Annotated in this window: 17 protein-coding genes; all 17 read left to right on the top strand. The window is 65.2% G+C overall.

All coding sequences use genetic code 11. The annotated features are described in order from the left end of the window. Window positions 1-41 precede the first annotated feature (41 nt). The 17 genes from nagZ to ACSSVZ_RS22050 all read left to right on the top strand — a co-directional run bounded on the left by nagZ (window position 42) and on the right by ACSSVZ_RS22050 (window position 18,007). Window positions 42-1,121, top strand: coding sequence for a beta-N-acetylhexosaminidase (gene nagZ / locus ACSSVZ_RS22130; RefSeq protein ID WP_453972946.1), 1,080 nt, complete (start codon window positions 42-44; stop codon window positions 1,119-1,121). 40 nt (window positions 1,122-1,161) lie between these two features. Next, a complete protein-coding gene (locus ACSSVZ_RS22125; RefSeq protein WP_453972999.1) occupies window positions 1,162-1,929 on the top strand; it encodes a segregation and condensation protein A in 768 nt (255 codons plus the stop codon). Window positions 1,930-1,964: 35 nt separating this feature from the next. Further along, complete coding sequence (gene scpB, locus ACSSVZ_RS22120) at window positions 1,965-2,600, top strand: SMC-Scp complex subunit ScpB (RefSeq protein WP_453972997.1); 636 nt, start codon at window positions 1,965-1,967, stop codon at window positions 2,598-2,600. 68 nt (window positions 2,601-2,668) lie between these two features. Next, a complete protein-coding gene (locus tag ACSSVZ_RS22115) occupies window positions 2,669-4,315 on the top strand; it encodes a putative bifunctional diguanylate cyclase/phosphodiesterase (RefSeq protein ID WP_453972944.1) in 1,647 nt (548 codons plus the stop codon). Between the two features lie 90 nt (window positions 4,316-4,405). Beyond that, window positions 4,406-5,548 (top strand): ABC transporter ATP-binding protein, encoded by a 1,143-nt coding sequence (locus ACSSVZ_RS22110; protein WP_453972943.1) that lies wholly within the window; start codon window positions 4,406-4,408, stop codon window positions 5,546-5,548. 160 nt (window positions 5,549-5,708) lie between these two features. Beyond that, window positions 5,709-5,948, top strand: a complete 240-nt coding sequence (locus ACSSVZ_RS22105) for a twin-arginine translocase TatA/TatE family subunit (protein WP_453972942.1) — start codon at window positions 5,709-5,711, stop codon at window positions 5,946-5,948. A gap of 48 nt (window positions 5,949-5,996) precedes the next feature. Further along, on the top strand, window positions 5,997-6,530 hold the full coding sequence (gene tatB / locus ACSSVZ_RS22100; protein ID WP_453972941.1) for a Sec-independent protein translocase protein TatB: 534 nt from the start codon (window positions 5,997-5,999) through the stop codon (window positions 6,528-6,530). Beyond that, the gene (gene tatC / locus ACSSVZ_RS22095) at window positions 6,527-7,336 is read left to right on the top strand and encodes a twin-arginine translocase subunit TatC (RefSeq protein ID WP_453972940.1); all 810 of its coding nucleotides are present in this window, start codon (window positions 6,527-6,529) and stop codon (window positions 7,334-7,336) included. The genes tatB and tatC overlap by 4 nt, the downstream gene beginning before the upstream one ends. A gap of 46 nt (window positions 7,337-7,382) precedes the next feature. Further along, window positions 7,383-8,663 (top strand): serine--tRNA ligase, encoded by a 1,281-nt coding sequence (gene serS, locus ACSSVZ_RS22090; RefSeq protein WP_453972939.1) that lies wholly within the window; start codon window positions 7,383-7,385, stop codon window positions 8,661-8,663. 7 nt (window positions 8,664-8,670) lie between these two features. Then, window positions 8,671-9,435 carry a 5'/3'-nucleotidase SurE gene (gene surE, locus ACSSVZ_RS22085; protein WP_453972995.1) on the top strand — a complete coding sequence of 255 codons (765 nt, stop codon included), beginning with the start codon at window positions 8,671-8,673 and terminating at the stop codon, window positions 9,433-9,435. Between the two features lie 33 nt (window positions 9,436-9,468). Then, the gene (locus ACSSVZ_RS22080; RefSeq protein ID WP_453972938.1) at window positions 9,469-10,149 is read left to right on the top strand and encodes a protein-L-isoaspartate(D-aspartate) O-methyltransferase; all 681 of its coding nucleotides are present in this window, start codon (window positions 9,469-9,471) and stop codon (window positions 10,147-10,149) included. A 165-nt stretch (window positions 10,150-10,314) separates the two neighbouring features. Further along, on the top strand, window positions 10,315-11,592 hold the full coding sequence (locus tag ACSSVZ_RS22075) for a peptidoglycan DD-metalloendopeptidase family protein (protein WP_453972937.1): 1,278 nt from the start codon (window positions 10,315-10,317) through the stop codon (window positions 11,590-11,592). Between the two features lie 259 nt (window positions 11,593-11,851). Beyond that, the gene (locus ACSSVZ_RS22070; protein WP_453972936.1) at window positions 11,852-12,976 is read left to right on the top strand and encodes an ABC transporter ATP-binding protein; all 1,125 of its coding nucleotides are present in this window, start codon (window positions 11,852-11,854) and stop codon (window positions 12,974-12,976) included. Between the two features lie 94 nt (window positions 12,977-13,070). Next, on the top strand, window positions 13,071-14,168 hold the full coding sequence (locus ACSSVZ_RS22065) for an extracellular solute-binding protein (RefSeq protein WP_453972935.1): 1,098 nt from the start codon (window positions 13,071-13,073) through the stop codon (window positions 14,166-14,168). Window positions 14,169-14,386: 218 nt separating this feature from the next. Further along, complete coding sequence (locus ACSSVZ_RS22060) at window positions 14,387-15,682, top strand: ABC transporter permease (protein ID WP_453972933.1); 1,296 nt, start codon at window positions 14,387-14,389, stop codon at window positions 15,680-15,682. Window positions 15,683-15,697: 15 nt separating this feature from the next. Next, complete coding sequence (locus tag ACSSVZ_RS22055; RefSeq protein ID WP_453972932.1) at window positions 15,698-16,546, top strand: ABC transporter permease; 849 nt, start codon at window positions 15,698-15,700, stop codon at window positions 16,544-16,546. 276 nt (window positions 16,547-16,822) lie between these two features. Continuing rightward, complete coding sequence (locus ACSSVZ_RS22050) at window positions 16,823-18,007, top strand: YbfB/YjiJ family MFS transporter (RefSeq protein WP_453972931.1); 1,185 nt, start codon at window positions 16,823-16,825, stop codon at window positions 18,005-18,007. Window positions 18,008-18,010: the final 3 nt, after the last annotated feature.

The following is an 18,010-nucleotide window of genomic DNA, read 5'->3' as shown; positions in this document are numbered from 1 at the left end:
CCCGCGGTTGACTTCCACGCCCATCGCTTCTCCGCTATCGAATGCCACTGTCGCAGGCAGGAATCACCGGCGCGAGAAAAGGGCAGTCCGTGAGCGAGACGCGAGCTTTCATCACCGGCCTTGCAGGCCCCGTCCTCACGGTCGACGAGGTGAGCTTTCTCCGGGAGGCAGCGCCCTGGGGCGTCATTCTGTTCCAGCGCAACTGTGTCGACCGGGATCAGGTCCATGGGCTTGTCGATGATCTGCGCAGCGCACTCGGCAGGAATGCGCCCGTCCTGATCGATCAGGAGGGGGGGCGCGTGCAGCGGCTGAAACCGCCTGTCTGGCCGGCCTACCCGCCGGTGCGGGTCTATGGCGAACTCTATTTGGCCGACCGCTCCGCGGGTCTCGAAGCGTGCCGGCTGGCAACGCGCCTGATCGCGTCGGATCTCCACGACCTCGGCATCGATGTGGATTGCCTGCCGCTCGTCGACGTGCCCGTTGCGGGGTCCCACGACATCATCGGCGATCGAGCCTACGGCACGCGGCCCGACATCGTCTCGAGGCTCGGCGGTGTGGCGATCGAGGCGATGCTCGCGGGCGGTGTGCTGCCGGTCATGAAGCACATACCCGGGCATGGACGTGCGCGGGCGGACAGCCATCTCGCGCTCCCGGTGGTCGAGGCAAGCTGGGATGAGCTCGTGTCCAGCGACTTCGTTCCGTTCGGTGCCCTCAATGACTGCCCGCTCGCGATGACGGCGCACGTCGTCTACACCGCAATCGACCCCGATCGCCCGGCGACGACGTCGCCCCACGTGATCGAGCGGGTCATCCGCCACGCGATCGGCTATGATGGCTGCCTGATGAGCGACGATCTCTCCATGCGGGCGCTTTCCGGCGGGCTGAGCGAGCGGGCTGCAGCGGCGATGGCCGCGGGCTGCGATCTTGCCCTGCATTGCAACGGGCATCTCGACGAGATGACGGCAGTTGCCGAGGCCGTCCCGGTCCTGGCCGGCGAGGCCGCGGAGCGCGCCGATCGCGCCCTTTCGGCACGCCGTCCGCCGGTGGATTTCGACATCGCCGCGGCGCGCGAAAGGCTTGCCGGGCTGCTTGAGCCGGTCTGGGCGCGACCTGGAGGATGATGCGGTGACCGACCCGACGGCCGATCCGTTCGACGCGCCCGTGCGCACCGAGCCGCCGTCGCCGGACTCCGACGCGCTGCACGTCGACATTCGCGGCTTCGAAGGCCCGCTCGATCTTCTCCTGGCGCTGGCGCGATCTCAGAAGGTCGATCTGACGCGGATCTCCGTCAGCGACCTGGCGCAGCAATACTTGGCGTTCATCGAAGCCGCCCAGAAGATCCGCCTCGAACTCGCGGCCGACTACCTCGTGATGGCGGCCTGGCTCGCCTATCTGAAATCGCGGCTGCTCGTCCCCAAGCCGGCGGATGACGACGAACCGACCGGCGAGGAACTGGCGGCCGAACTCGCCTTTCGCCTGAAGCGGCTGGAAGCGATGCGCAAGGCGTCCGAAGACCTTCTCGACCGGCCGCGCCTCGGCATCGCGACGATGGCGCGCGGTGCGCCGGAACCGCTGGGCGTCCGCCGGCAGACGCGGTGGCAGGCGTCGCTCTACGATCTTCTCAATGCCTATGCGTCCCAGCGGCAGCGCGAGATGGTCACCATCGTGCGGATGCGCAAGCGCGTGGTCTGGTCGCTCACGGAGGCACGGGAGGCACTGGAACGCATGGTCGGCCGGATTGCCGACTGGACGCCGATCGACCAACTCTTCGAGCGTTTCCTGATCGATCCGTCGGAGCGCACGACGGTTCTTGCCAGCACCTTCTCCGCCTCGCTGGAACTCGTGCGGGAAGGGCGCCTGGAACTGCGCCAGAGCGGACCGTTCGCCACGATCTACCTGAAGACCCGCGACGAGGATCAGACCCCGTGAGCGAGAGCGACCCGACCCTGTTCGCCAACAATGTGATGAACCTGTCGTCGCGGGAGCGGCGCGAACACCTCCGCATGCTGGAGGCTCTGTTGTTCGCGTCGGCAGAGCCGCTAACCGAGGCCGTGCTCGCCGAGCGTCTGCCGCGCGGCGCCGAGGTGCCGGACCTTCTGAGGGACCTGCAGCACGCCTATGCGAGCCGCGGCGTCAACGTGGTGGAGGTGGCCGGTGGCTGGGCGTTTCGCACCGCCGAGGATCTCGCCTTCCTGCTGTCGCGCGAGGCGGTCGAGCCGCGCAAGCTGTCCCGGGCGGCGCTCGAGACGCTTGCCATCATCGCCTACCATCAGCCCGTAACCCGAGCCGAGATCGAAGAAGTGCGCGGCGTTTCCACGTCGAAAGGGACGCTGGACGTCCTCCTGGAGACCGGATGGATCCGCATCCGCGGGCGCAGGCGCAGCCCGGGGCGGCCCGTGACCTACGGCACCACCGCGCCATTTCTCGATCACTTCAACCTGCAGGCAATCGACGACCTCCCCGGCCTCGACGAACTGAAGGGCTCGGGCCTGCTGGAGGGCACGCCCCCGCCTGGATTCCGGGTGCCGATGCCAAGCGATGCCGACGCGCTGCGCGACGACGAGGATCCACTCGACGACGATGAGAGCGATTGGGAGTAGGGGGCCGGGCGTTCCATGCACGGAATGCGACGCAGGCCTGGCACCGTCTGAGTCTCTTCGGAACGCTCGTGGAGCTGTGCTACGGCAAGTCCTTGAAGGCAGGCGCTTGGTGGCCTCGGCTGAATACGCATTTCGGTTCGGAATTGGGAATATCTATGGAGAGGCGTGAATTCATGCGAATTCGCCCCGTATATGCCGTTATAATAGTTCTTTCAGTCATCGTTCAGGCGACGTTGATCAGTATCGATACTTTTGATTTGATATATGATTACAGCCGGGCGCATGAAGAATATGAGATCGATGAAGCCTTTACGGTCTTCTTTGTATTGACGCTGGCTCTCGCCGCGATCCTCTGGGTCCGCACTCGCGATCTGCAGCGGGAGATCCGCTACCGGCGGCAGGCCGAGGAGACCGCAGCCCTCCTTGCGCGCCGGGATGCGCTCACGGGACTGCCAAACCGTCGGATGCTGCAGGAGGAATTCGCGCATCGCCTCGGCCGTAGCCAGGCTGGCGGCCAGCATCTTGGCGTCCTTCTGCTCGACCTCGACCGGTTCAAGAGCGTGAACGACACCTATGGCCACGGCGCCGGAGACCAGCTGCTCCAGGTGGTTTCCGACCGGATTACCTCGGTTCTCCGCGACCACGATTTTCTGGCGCGGCTTGGAGGCGACGAGTTCGCCGTCCTCATCGAGACCGGTCCGGGTAAGGAAACGCTATTCAGTCTTGCTCAGCGGATCCTCACCGCGGTCGCGATGCCGTTCGAGAGCAAGAGCGGCGCCTTCTCGGATGTGACGGTCAGCATCGGGATCTCGGTCTACCCGGGTGACGGGGACACCACCGAACTGCTTCTGAAGCGAGCGGACCAGGCCATGTATCAGGCCAAATCGGCCGGTCGAAACACCTATGCTCTCTACGACAGAGCGCTGGACCGGATCCTGCACGACCGGCTGGAGACGGAGAAGGACCTCCGCACGGCCGTGCGCGACGGCAGGATCTTTCCCTTCTATCAGCCCCTGTTCGACCTCGCCCTGATGAAGCCGGTCGGGATCGAGGCGCTGGCCCGGTGGCATCATCCGACCCGCGGTCTGCTCGAGGCCGAGGAGTTCATCGGCCTCGCCGAGGACACCGGGCTCATCGGCGACGTGTTCACGATGATGCTGGAGCAGATCTGCATCGACGCGCGTGGGTGGCAGATCAAGCTTCCGATCGCGGTCAACGTGTCGCCGTCCCAATTTCGCGACATCCATCTCGCGGAAAAGATCATCTCGATCCTGAACCGCCATCGGTTCGATCCGCACTATCTGGAGATCGAGATCACGGAGACGGCGCTGCTCGTCGATGTCGATCTGACGCGGCATACGATGGCCACCCTGAAGGCGGAAGGCATCCGCATTGCGCTCGACGATTTCGGGACCGGCTATGCAAGCCTGCGGCAGTTGCGCGAGCTACCATTCGATACCGTGAAGATCGACGGCTCGTTCATTCACCGGCTGTCGTGCGACGAGGAAAGCCGCAAGATCGTTGCCTCGGTGATCGGACTTGGCCAGGGGCTGGGTCTCGCGACCATCGCCGAAGGCATCGAATCCGCTGCGGAGGCGGACTGGGTGAAAGAGCACGGGTGTCCGTTCGGGCAGGGCTATCAGTTCGTGCGGCCGGTTGCTGCGAACCAGCTTGAGGCTGCTCTGAAGGCCTTCGCATCCCAGAACCGCTCCTGACCGCGCGCCGCGTCGGAACGCCGCGCCATTCGGCCGGAAACTTGTTCCGGCGCGTGGATAGGATAGGAACCCATCCACGGCGGCGGCACGATGGCGCGCCTGGTGGCGTTCGCGTTGAGTGAGGAATTCCTGTTGCCGGCCCATAAAACCCTCGTCAGTGATTTCCCGCCCCCCGGCATGGCGCCACCGGCAGCGCAGCCGCGCCTGCACTTCGACGAGGTGTCGCACCGCTACCGTGACAGCGTGGTGCTGGATCGTGTGTCGTTCTCCGTCGAGGCGGGCGAAATCCTCTGCCTGCTCGGGCCCTCCGGTTGTGGCAAAACGACGCTTCTGCGGATCTCCGCCGGTGTCGAGCAGCAGAGCGAAGGCCGCGTCCTTCTCGATGGACACGAGGTCGCCGGACCGGACACGTTCGTTCCCGCGGAAGCGCGCGGCCTCGGGCTGGTGTTCCAGGACTATGCGCTGTTTCCGCACCTGACCGTTCTCGACAATGTGCTGTTCGGAGCCGATCGCCGCGACCGCACATCGGCGGCGCAGTTCGCCCATGGGACGCTGGCGCGGATGGGCCTCAGCCGGTACGAGCGCTCCTATCCCCACGCGCTGTCGGGCGGTGAGCAGCAGCGGGTGGCGCTGGTGCGCGCACTGATGCCGCAGCCCCGGGTGCTGCTGATGGACGAGCCGTTCTCGGGTCTCGACAGGACGCTGCGCGACCAGGTGCGCCGTGACACGCTGGCGCTCCTCAAGGACACCGGCTCGACGGCCGTCATCGTCACCCATGACCCGGAAGAAGCGATGCTGATCGGCGATCGGATCGCGCTCCTGCGGGCGGGGCGGATGGTGCAGGTGGGCCCGCCTGAGACGCTCTTCCGCCGGCCGGTGGACCTGGAGGCGGCGCGCTTCTTCTCCGAACTGAACGAGATCGAGACGGCGACGCTCGACGGACATGCCCCGACGCCGCTCGGGCCGGTGCCCGTGCCCGATGTGGCCGACGGGACGCGCGTCGTCGTGGCAATACGTCCGCACGCGCTGCGGGTTTGCGGCACGGACGGCGAGGGCGTGACGGCCGCGGTCATCGGCCGCCGCTTCCTGGGCGAAGTCGAGCGCTTCGATCTCCGCATCGAGGGGATGGCGCAACCGCTCGTCGTCCGCACGCCGGCTGGAACCGCCCCGGCGGGCGACCAGGTGCGCGTGTCGGTTGCGCCTGAGGGATTCCTTGTATTTCCTCAGCGGTGACCGAAGCTGCCTTGAGGCGGACACAACTAGGTGCGTGGATGGGCAACCTTACCCATGTATGGCGTGGTTGCGCCATTGCGGGGGGCGCCTCTTTTTGAAATAGTGCCGGTCCAAATCGCCGACGTCGCCACGTCGGCCAGTCAACGGGAACGTTTCACCTATGGGTGTCAGTGTCTGGCAACTTCTCATCATCGCCGTCATCGTTGTGCTCCTGTTCGGGCGCGGCAAGATCTCCGATTTGATGGGTGACGTCGCCAAGGGCGTGAAGAGCTTCCGCAAGGGGCTTGCCGACGACGAGGATGATGATCCGAAGACCACAGCGTCTGGCAAGACGATCGAGCACACGCCCTCGCAGACCATGAACAGCGAGAAGTCGGAGGATCGGTCGAAGGCCGGTTGATCCCTCTCGTTTTAACCGGCGTCGCGGCCCGACCCGAGGCGCATTCCCATGTTCGATATCGGCTGGACCGAAATTCTCGTGGTCGCGGTGGTCGCCATTCTCGTGGTTGGCCCGAAAGAGCTTCCATCGATGCTGATGACGTTCGGCCGCACCGTCGGCCGGATGCGCCGCATGGCGAACGAATTCCAATCCCAGTTCAATGATGTGCTGCGCGAGGCGGAGCGGCAGGCGGACGTCGGTGATATCCGCAAGGAGCTGGCGGCGGTGACCTCGCTCGATCCGACGAAGAAGGCGTCGACGAAGGTCGAAGCCAAGGCGGAGCCGGTGAAGTCCGGTGCGGTCAATGGATCAGGCAGCATCGGATCGGGCGACGTCGCTTCCGCGGATGGGCCCAACGGCGCGGCGGTTCCGGCCGCCGATGCGGCTGCAACCGAGCCGTCCCCGGCAGCTGCTGCGTCAACCCCGCCTGCCGTCACACCCGACGTTATGCCTCCCCAGGCGGTGCCGAGCGACGCCGAGACGGCGCTGCCGGTGACCGAACCGCGGCAAAGCGATACCGCCGAAAGCGAACCGCGTTCATGAGCCAGGACGACATCGACGCCTCCAAGGCTCCCTTGATCGACCATCTGATCGAGCTGCGCGGGCGCCTCATCAAGTCGCTGATCGCCATCGCGATCGCGTTCGTGATCTGCTTCTATTTCGCCTCCGACATCTTCAACATCCTGGTCGTGCCGTATGAGCGCGCGGCCGGTTCATCGAAGGCGATCGAGCTGATCTACACGGCGCCGCAGGAATTCTTCTTCACCCAGCTGAAGCTGGCGCTGTTCGGGGCACTGTTCCTGGCCTTCCCGGTGCTTGCCGTGCAGATTTACATGTTCGTCGCGCCCGGTCTCTACCGCAACGAACGCGGTGCATTCTTGCCGTTCCTGGTGGCGACGCCGATCCTGTTCCTGATCGGTGCGATGCTCGTCTATTTCCTCGTGATGCCGCTGGCGATGAACTTCTTCCTCGGCATGGAGCAGGATGGCGGGGTTGGGAAGGCCAGCATCCAGCTGCTGCCGAGGGTCAGCGAATATCTCGGGCTGATCATGGTGCTGATCTTCGCGTTCGGAATCGTCTTCCAGCTGCCGGTCGTGCTGACGCTGATGGCCCGGGTGGAGCTGCTCACGGCGGCCGATCTGCGGCGTCGGCGCAAGTATGCCGTGGTGATCGCCTTCATCCTCGCGGCGGTGCTGACGCCGCCTGATCCGATCAGCCAGATCAGCCTTGCAGTGCCTGCGATGCTCCTCTACGAGATCTCCATCATCGCGGTCCGGTACGTGGAGCGGTCGAAGGCCAGACGGGCTGCCGAGGCCGCCGAGGCTGAAAAGGCCGACGACGCGGGCTGACCGCCGTCTTCGCCCGGCTTTTCCGAGACGTACCCGGAGGTCTCCGATGCTCGACATCCGCTGGATTCGTGACAATCCGGCCGAATTCGATCGCGCGCTCGCCAGCCGCGGCATGGGCCCGCTCGCCGAAAAGCTGATCTCCCTCGACGAGGCGCGCCGCGCTGCCGTCCAGCGTCTCCAGGAGGCTCAGACCCGCCGGAACGCGGCGTCCAAGGCCATCGGCCAGGCCAAGGGGACCGGGAACGAGACCGAGGCGCAGCGGCTGATGGCGGAGGTTGCGGACCTGAAGGCCGAGATCCAGGCCGGGGAAGAGTCCGAGCGCGTTGCCGCGGCTGAACTGCAGGCGATCCTTGCAGCCACCCCGAACGTGCCCTTCGACGACGTGCCCGTGGGTGCCGATGAGAGCGCCAACGTCGAAGTCCGCCGCGATGGCGAGCCGGTGGCGCTCGGCTTTGCAGCCAAGGAGCACTACGAACTCGGCGAAGCGCTCGGCCTCATGGACTTCGAGACAGCCTCCAAGCTCGCCGGATCACGCTTCGTCATTCTGAAGGGTGCGCTCGCACGCATGGAGCGGGCGCTGGGCCAGTTCATGCTCGACGTGCACACCACCGAGCACGGCTACACCGAGGTTCAGCCGCCGCTGCTGGTGCGCGATGCGGCGTTGTTCGGCACCGCGCAGCTGCCGAAGTTCGCCGAGGATCAGTTCGCGACGACGGACGAGCGCTGGCTGATCCCGACCGCCGAAGTGCCGCTGACCAACCTGGTTCGCGAGAAGATCCTCAACGCCGACGAGTTGCCGGTGAGGGTCACCGCGCTCACGCCGTGCTTCCGCTCTGAAGCCGGTTCCGCGGGACGCGACACCCGCGGAATGCTGCGCCAGCACCAGTTCAACAAGGTCGAACTCGTCTCGATCACCACGCCCGAGGCGGCGATCGACGAGCACGAGCGCATGACGGCGTGCGCCGAGACCATTCTCCGGCGCCTCGGTCTTCACTATCGGGTGTTGACGCTATCGACCGGCGACATGGGTTTCTCCTCGCGCAAGACCTATGACATCGAGGTCTGGCTTCCGGGACAGAACGCTTATCGCGAGATTTCCAGCTGTTCGGTGTGCGGCGACTTCCAGGCGCGGCGCATGGATGCGCGCTATCGGCCGGTGGACGGCGGCGCGACGCGCTATGTGCACACCCTGAACGGATCAGGCGTCGCCGTCGGGCGGGCGCTGATCGCGGTGATGGAAACCTATCAGCAGGCAGACGGATCGATCGCCGTTCCCGACGTTCTGAAGCCCTATATGGGCGGTATCGAGAAACTCGGCCGAGCTTGAGGTGAATATGCGGATTCTGGTCACCAACGACGACGGCATCCATTCGCCGGGGCTGTGGGCTCTCGAAGAGATCGCCAAGGCACTGAGCGACGATGTGTGGGTCGTCGCGCCCGAGACGGACCAGTCGGGCGCGTCGCACTCGCTGACCGTCAACGATCCGCTGCGCCTGCGCCGCGTCGCCGAGCAGCACTACGCCGTTCGTGGCACCCCGACCGACTGCGTCATCATGGGCCTGCGCCAGATCCTGGATACGCCGCCGGATCTGGTGCTGTCCGGCATCAATCGCGGCCACAACCTGGCAGACGACCTGACCTATTCGGGCACCGTCGCGGGGGCGATGGAGGGCACGATCCTCGGCGTGCGCTCGGTCGCGTTTTCCCAGTCGTACAATCATGCGCAAGGCACCGAGCCGCTGTACGAGACGTCGGTGGCGCACGGGCCGGGGCTCGTCCGGAAGATTCTCGAGATGGATCTTCCGGCGGACGTCCTCGTCAACGTGAATGTTCCGGATGCAGCGCCTGACGCCATCGCCGGCATCAAGGTGACCACCCAGGGCCGCCGCGACCAGGCGATGCTGTCGGTCGACGAGCGCCATGACGGGCGCGGCAATCCCTATTACTGGATCGGGTTCCAGCGTCGGCCCTTCAAGCCAGGAGAGGGAACCGATCTAGCGGCGGTCCGGGACCGTTACATCTCGGTGACCCCCTTGCGTCTGGACCTGACCGCCCACAGAGTTCTCGACGACATGAAGCAGGCGCTCGGCGGTCTCTGACCCGGCCGTCAGGGCGCGGGGGACCTGTGCCCGATGACTGACGAAGAACAACCGCTGAATGGCGAGCCGACCGAGGCCGACCGGATCGCACTGGCCGAGCTGATCCTTCAGCTGCGGTCGAACGGCGTACGCGACCGGCGGGTGCTGGGCGCCATCGAGAGCATTCCGCGCCGCCTGTTCCTGGCATCGCGCCATCAGTCGCTCGCCTATGCCGACCGGGCGATGCCGATCGACTGCGGCCAGACGATCTCGCAGCCGACGATGGTCGCCATGATGACCGAAGCGCTGGAAATCGAACCGCATCACCGGGTGCTGGAGGTGGGCACCGGATCCGGCTACCAGGCCGCCGTGCTGGCGCGGCTGGCGAGCGAGGTCTACACGATCGAGCGCTACCGGTCCCTGATGCGCTATGCGGAAGATCGCTTCAAGGCACTGAAGCTCGACAACGTTCGGACCCGCATCGGTGACGGTTTTGAGGGGTGGCCGGAGATGTCGCCATTCGACCGGATCATCGTGACGGCCGCCGCCGAGACGATCCCGCAGGTGCTCACCGATCAGCTCGGGGAGGGCGGGATACTGGTTATTCCGGTTGGGCCGCCAGGTGCGGTGCAGGATCTGGTGAAGGTGACCCGGCTGGAGGGGCAGTTGGCCCAGAGCACACTCTGTGCGGTGCGGTTCGTGCCGATGATTCACGGCGTTGCCGAGCAGCTCTGAGCCCCCGGGGGCTCCGCGAAGCCCGCTTTTCCGCGCGGCCACGGCGCCAGGATTGCTGGCAGATTGCGCCAGTCGTCGGGATTTTTCCGACCCGCTTAAACCTTCGTCAACGATACCCGTGTTTTCTAACGATGGAATCACACTTCTGACGCAGGGTGGCCATCGATGTTCTCGCACGTCTCGAACGGCAGAGGTAACGGTACGGTTGGCCGGGCGGTTGCAGTAACGCTCGTTGCCGCCTTTGCCGCGGGTTGCAGCTCCGACGTATCCCGGTTTACCGGCGGGCCGATCTATGCCGGATCGACGCCCAATCAGCAGTCGCTGCTCGGCGGAAGTCCGGACGACCAGTTCGCCACCGGATCGCTGCCGGGCACGTCGCCTTCATCGGCTCCGCTCCAGCAGCAGTCCGCTCTGTCGAGCGGTACGGTCGGCACGAGCGGCCCCGTGATCAATCACAAGGGCTGGTCGACGGCAGGCGGGACCACCATCGTGGCGCAATACGGGGATACCATCGATTCGCTGAGCCGACGCTATGGCGTCCCGGCGGACGTGATTGCGGTGACCAACCGGCTTACGCCCGGCACCCAGCTTCAGCCGGGAAGCAAGATCGTCATCCCGACATATTCAACCAACCCTGCCGTTCAGTCTGCGAGCACCGCCCCCACGACGCCGGCCCCGGCAGCTTCCGCGCCGGGCACCTACACGGTCAAGCCAGGTGACACGGTCTGGTCGATTGCACGGGCCACCAGCGTGACCCCGACCGAGCTTCTGGCGGCCAATGGGATTTCGTCGACCGGCACCATCCGCGTCGGCCAGACCCTGAAGATTCCGGGTGGCGCCGCCGCCACGCCCGCAACCGTTGCGACGGGGACGCCGGAGACGACCCTGAACCAGCAGAAGGCCGCGATCGACGAGGGCGTGTCGTCTCCCGCAGCCGAACAGCCCAAGGAAGTCCAGGTCGCCTCGCTGCCCTCGGAGGCGGGGAAGGTCGGGGCCGCGGTCACACAGACCGACGCCACCGATCAACCGGCCGCAAAGGAAGCCCCGCCGACCTCGGATGGCGCGGACGGTTTCCGTTGGCCTGTACGCGGTCGGATCGTCTCCGGCTTCGGCAAGCAGTCCGACGGTGCCAACAACGACGGCATCAACCTTGCCGTGCCGGAAGGCACGCCGATCAAGGCCGCCGAGAAGGGTACCGTCATCTACGCGGGCAACGAATTGCAGGGCTACGGAAACCTCGTTCTGATCCAGCACAAGGACGGCTGGGTCTCCGCCTATGCGCACGCCGAGGAGCTTCTGGTGAAGCGCGGCGAGACCGTGCAGCGCGGCCAGGTGATTGCGAAGGCCGGCACGACGGGTTCGGTCTCGCAGCCGCAGCTCCACTTCGAGTTGCGCAAGGGCTCGCAGCCGGTCGACCCGCTGCCGCACCTTTCCGGAGCGTAGCCGACCTTCGAAGCAAGGCGACGTTTTTCCTGAACTGCCGATGGTTTCAAAGGGGCCTGACGGAAGCGAAAAGCGCTCCGTCGGGCCCTTTGCTTTACCAGCTCCGATGTTTGCGTTCCGGCCCTCTCATGCAGCTATGAGTTGTGCGGACAATGTGGCCGAAAGGTGGACTGAACGTGGGCGGATTATGCCCGGGGGTTGACGTGCCGACCCCAGCCATGCGTGATTAAGCGAAGGCGAACAAACACGCGTGGGAACAGTGGCGACATCAGCACATGAAGTCACGGCCAACGAGGCCGGGGCCACAGTCCAATTTGACAGCGTCCAGAAGAGCTACGATGGCGAAACACTCGTCGTCAAAGACTTAAATCTTGATATTTCGCGCGGCGAGTTCATCACGATGCTCGGCCCATCCGGGTCGGGCAAAACAACGACCCTGATGATGCTCGCAGGCTTCGAGCCGGCGACGCATGGCGAGATTTATCTGGACGGCGCGCCGATCAACGACGTCCCGCCCCACAAGCGGGGGATCGGGATGGTGTTTCAAAACTACGCGTTGTTCCCGCACATGACGGTCGCGGAAAATCTTGCCTACCCGCTGAAGGTCCGCGGCAAGTCGCGCTCTGAGATCGAGACCCGCGTCGACCGGGCGCTGGCCATGGTCGAGATGCCGGGCTTCGGGAGCCGACGTCCGGCCCAGCTGTCGGGTGGTCAGCAGCAGCGCGTGGCGGTCGCACGGGCGCTGGTGTTCGAGCCGAACCTCATCCTCATGGACGAACCGCTCGGCGCGCTCGACAAGCAGCTGCGCGAGCAGATGCAGTTCGAGATCAAGCACATCCACGAGAGCCTCGGCGTGACGGTCGTCTACGTCACCCACGACCAGACCGAGGCGCTGACGATGTCGGACCGGGTGGCGGTCTTCAACGATGGCAAGATCCAGCAGCTGTCGACGCCGGAGGATCTCTACGAGCATCCGATGAACTCGTTCGTTGCCCAGTTCATCGGCGAGAACAACAAGCTCTCCGGGACCGTGAAGTCTGTGGACGGCGCCGAATGCGTCGTCGAGCTCGATCACGGCGAAACCGTCACCGCCAATGCCGTAAACATCGGCGGACCGGGCAGCCGGACGACGCTGTCGCTGCGGCCGGAGCGGGTCGAGATCCTTCCCGCGGCCGAATACACCAATGTCCTCGATGCCAAGATCATCGAGCTCATCTTTCTCGGCGACCACATCCGCGCACGATTGGGTGTGGCCGGGAACGAGCACTTCATCGTGAAGGTGCCCAACAAGCACGATGAGCACGACCTCAGGGAGGGAGAGACGACCAAAGTCGGTTGGCACGCTTCCGACTGTCGTGCACTCGACCCGATCGAGGTCGCCTGATCGCCCGTGTAGCGGTCGGGAGGGTCATTCGGGCCCGATTTTCAGTGAATTCGCGAACCCGTTCGCGAACGACAAAGCAAGGAGAGCAGAAGTGATGACCAAAGCGAAGAGCATTACCCTCGCGATGGCGGCTTCCGTTGTCGCCATCGCGGCGGCGCAGGCCCAGGAAAAGACTCTGACGATCGTCTCCTGGGGCGGCGCCTACACGAATTCGCAGGACAAGGCCTACCATCAGCCTTACGCGGAGAAGACCGGCACGAAGATCCTGCAGGAAGACAAGTCTGCGCAGGCACTTGCCGGCATCCGTTCGCAGGTGGAAGCCGGCAACGTGACCTGGAACGTCGTTGACATGCTGCAGTCGGACGCCAAGCGGGCGTGTGACGAAGGCCTGATCATGGAGATCCCGGCCGACGAATGGCTCGCCCCGGCGCCGGACGGAACGCCGGCCAGCAAGGACTTCATCGAGGGCACGCTGGGCGACTGCTTCGTCCCGCAGATCCTCTACGCCACGATGTTCGCGTACGACAAGAATGCCTTCCCCGACGGCGGGCCGCAGACCATCGCCGACATCTGGGACGTGGAGAAGTTCCCCGGAACGCGCGCGCTGCAGAACATTCCGCAGAAGAACCTCGAGTGGGCGCTGATTGCCGACGGCGTGGCCCCGGATGAGGTCTACGATGTTCTGGCCACCAAGGAAGGCCAGGATCGTGCCTTCGCCAAGCTCGATGAGATCCGCGGCAACGTGATCTGGTGGTCGGAAGGCGCGCAGCCCCCGCAGATGCTCGCTGACGGCGAGGCGGCCATCGCAACGGCCTACAACGGCCGTATCTTCAACGCGCAGGTCAACGAGGACCAGCCGTTCGAGATCATGTGGGATGGCCAGATGTTCGAGGTCGACGGCTGGGTGGTCCCGGTCGACAACGACGACAAGCTCGACCTGATCAAGGACTACCTCTACTTCGCGACCGACACGCAGCGGCTCGCCGATCAGGCGAAGTACATCTCCTATGCGCCGGCGCGTAAGTCCTCCGTGCCGATGGTCTCCACCTTCGAGGGAACCGACATCGACATGAAGCCGCACATGCCGACGTCGCCGGAGAACTTCAAGAACGCGGTCCAGTTCAACACCGACTTCTGGGCCGACTATGGTGACTCGCTCGAGGAGCGCTTCAACGCTTGGCTGGCGAAGTAGCCTGAACTGATAGGAAGCTGCCGGGCGCGGTGCGATGCCGCCGCGCCCGGTCTTCGATCGAGGCGCAGACACGTCGTCCGCAGCCCGATCCCCAGGATTTCAAGTCTGGATGAGGCCTGTCGAAGGGAGCCGCGCGGCTCGGCCCCGGCACGCTTCTCCGACGATCGTGAAGCCCGATCGCACGGCGGCCGGGCGCGGCCTTTACCGAGGAGCCGACGGTGACCGACACGCATGCGGCAAGTCACGGACATGACGGCGGAGACGACACGTCCTCCGCGCCGCTGACCACGGTCGACGGTATCCCTCTCAAGGTCTCGCTGCGGCGCGCCGAAGCCCGCGCGCGGCGGCGTGCGTTCTATTTGGTTCTTCCACTGCTGGCCTTCCTGTTGATCACCTTCGCGGTCCCGATCGTGCAGATGATTTCGCGATCCGTGGTCAATCCGGAAGTGTCGGAGTATCTGCCGAACACCGCTGAAGCCATCCAGTCGTGGGACGGCGAAGAGGTGCCGCCCGAAGAGGTGTTCGCCGCCATGGCGGACGACATGAAGGTCGGGCTGGAGAACCGCACGCTCGGTCGTGCGGCGGCGCGGATCAACCGGGAAATCCCGGGCGCGCGCTCAACGGTTCTGGGCACGGCGCGGGACCTCGACGAGATGAACCCGCCCTACCGGGAAGCGTTCATCGCCGACGACGATGACTGGCAGAGCCTGGAGTTCTGGCGGCTCATCAAACGCGAGACGCGCACGCTGACGCCCGTCTACTATCTGCTGGCCTTCGACTTCGAATACTCGCCACGGGGCGAGATCGTCGAACGGCCGGAGTCCTATCAGGTCTACCGGCTGCTGTTCATTCGGACGGCGTGGATGAGCCTTCTGATCACCACGCTGTGCATCGTTCTCGGCTACCCGATCGCGCACCTCCTGGCGACGCTGCCGCTGAAGACGTCCAACCTCTTGATGATCCTGGTGCTGCTGCCGTTCTGGACCTCGCTGCTGGTCAGAACGTCGGCCTGGATCGTGCTGCTGCAGCAGCAGGGGGTCATCAACGACATGCTGGTCTGGCTCGGCGTCATCGACGACGGCGGCCGCATTCGGATGATCTACAACCAGTTGGGCACGATCGTCGCGATGACGCACATCCTGGTGCCGTTCATGATCCTGCCGCTCTACTCGGTGATGAAGACGATTCCGCCGTCCTATATGCGGGCTGCCCGGTCCCTGGGGGCCACCCAGACCCGTGCCTTCGTGACAGTCTATATGCCCCTCACCATTCCCGGGCTGGCGGCGGGCGTACTGCTCGTGTTCATCCTCGCGATCGGCTACTACATCACGCCGGCGCTGGTCGGTGGCGACACCGGTATCTTCATCTCCAACCTGATCGCCCAGAACATGACCGGATCGACGGCCCAGCTTCGCCTCGCGGCGGCGCTCGCAACGATCCTGCTGGTGGCGGTTCTGGTGCTCTACTGGGCTTTCAACAAGCTCGTGGGCGTCGATCGTCTGAAGTTCGGCTAGAGGGAGGGCCAGAACATGTCACTTCCTCCCTATGCCGGCACCGGCGAGCGCATCTGGTACTACAGCTACCGGGTGATCTGCGGGCTCATCTTCCTGTTCCTGATCTTCCCGATCATCGTGATCGTGCCGCTGTCGTTCAACGCGGAGCCCTATTTCACGTTCACCAAGGAAATGCTCAGCTTCGATCCGGCCGGCTACTCGGTGCGCTGGTATCGGGCGCTCCTTGGAAGCGAGGAATGGCTGTTCTCGATCCGCAACTCGTTCATCATCTCGATTTCATCGACGATCGTGGCGACCACGCTGGGAACGCTCGCGGCTCTCGGTCTCAGCCGGCGTCACATGCCGTTCCGGGCCGCGATCACGGCGGTTCTGATCTCCCCGATGATCGTGCCGCTGATCATCACTGCCGCGGCTCTGTTCTCGTTCTATGCCCGTCTGAATCTCGCCAACACGTTCTTCTCCATCATCCTTGCGCACGTCGTGCTGGGTGCGCCGTTCGTGGTCATCACCGTGACGGCGGCGATGTCGAGCTTCGACGAGCAGTTGCTGCGGGCGTCCGCCAGCCTGGGCGCGAACCAGGTCACCACGTTCTTCAAGATCATCCTGCCGCTGCTGCTCCCCGGGGTGATCGCCGGCGCGCTGTTCGCCTTCATCACCTCGCTCGATGAGGTGGTGGTGGTGATCTTCCTCGCCGGGCCGGAGCAGACACCGATGACGGTGCGCATGTTCTCCGGCCTGCGGGAGGAGATCAGTCCGACGATCCTGGCGCTGGCTTCCATCCTGGTTGCCTTCTCGATCCTGTTGCTGACCGTGATGGAACTCATGCGTCGGCGCGGCGAGCGACTGCGCGGCATCAAGAACTGAGTGCCAGACGCGCCGGTTGCCCACGGGCCGCATCGCATGCGGGCATGGCTGCGCCTGCAATCCCCACGCGTGTTCCCGGTCGCATGGCAGGTATACGGTTGTTCAGCTGGACACTGGCTGCGCGCGCGCCTTCAATCCCCGCCGAGATCGCAAGCCAGGCGCCATGAAGGGCCGGCGAGAACAAGACCATGGGGAGGGCACGGCATGCGCTGTCGTGTGGACGCCGTCGTCATCTGCACCGCGTGCGCGCGCTTGATCGTGCCGGGTGGTCGCTGAATGCCGCAGGACGACGCGACGACGCGCAGGTGGCTGCTGGTCGGCGCGCTCGCGCTGGCTCCCGCCGTCAGCAACGGGTTTGCGCGGTTCGCCTACGGGCTGATCCTGCCGGCCATGCGGATCGACCTCGGCTGGAACTATACGCAGGCGGGCTGGATCAACACCGCGAATGCCCTCGGTTACCTCATCGGCGCGCTGCTGGCACTGACGCTCATTTCCCGCGTCGGGTCGCGGCGGATGTTTGCCGGCGGCATGCTGCTGACGGCGCTCGCGCTCCTGTTCTCGGGCATGACCGAGGATTTCCTTTTCCTGACCGTGTGGCGCGTCCTCGCTGGAGTTGGCGGCGCACCGGCGTTCATCGCCGGCGGTGCGATGGTTTCGGCCGTGTTCCGTGGCCAGCCGATGCGCAGCGCGCTCGCGATCGCGCTCTATTTCGGCGGTGGCGGCATCGGCATGCTGATCTCGGGCGCAAGCATTCCGCTTGTGCTCGACGGCGCGGCGCACGCCTGGCCGCGGGTCTGGGTGGGGATGGGGCTCGCCAGCCTGTTGACGATGGGCCCCGTCATCTGGGCCGTGCGGTCGGTGTCGCCGGTCGATGGCGGCCCCAGCAAGATCCGCCCGGCACGGCTCCCGTGGCGTGCGATGAGCCTCGAACTCATCGCCTATTTCCTCTTCGCGGTGGGCTACATCGTCTATCTCACCTTCGTCGTCGCCTGGATGCGGGAAGGGCAGGCCTCGGCGGCACTCATTGCCGGAATGTGGTCGCTGCTCGGCTTCATGGTGATGGCCTCGCCCATCCTGTGGCGGGGCGTGCTGGCGCGCTATTCGGGCGGCACGCCGATGGCGCTCGCCTGCACCGCCACCGGTGTGGGCACGCTGCTGCCGATCCTTGTGCCGGGACCGGTCGGGGCGCTTGCCTCGGCATTCGTCTTCGGGGCGTGTTTCTTCATGGGCCCGGCATCGGTCACGGCGTTCGGGCGCAACAACCTTCCCGAAGCGCAATGGGGGGCGTCGATTGCGCTGTTCACGACGATCTTTGCCGTCGGGCAGCTGATCGGACCGGTGGCCGCCGGCTATATCTCCGACCTGACCGACGATCTCACGCTCGGCCTGATCATCGCCGGCGCGACGCTGGTTCTCGCCGGAGTGCTCGCTGCCTTCCAGAAGCCGCTCGCTTCCGGATGATGA

This window comes from Amorphus sp. MBR-141, from assembly GCF_053628695.1.
This window is presented reverse-complemented; position numbering and strand designations above follow the sequence as displayed.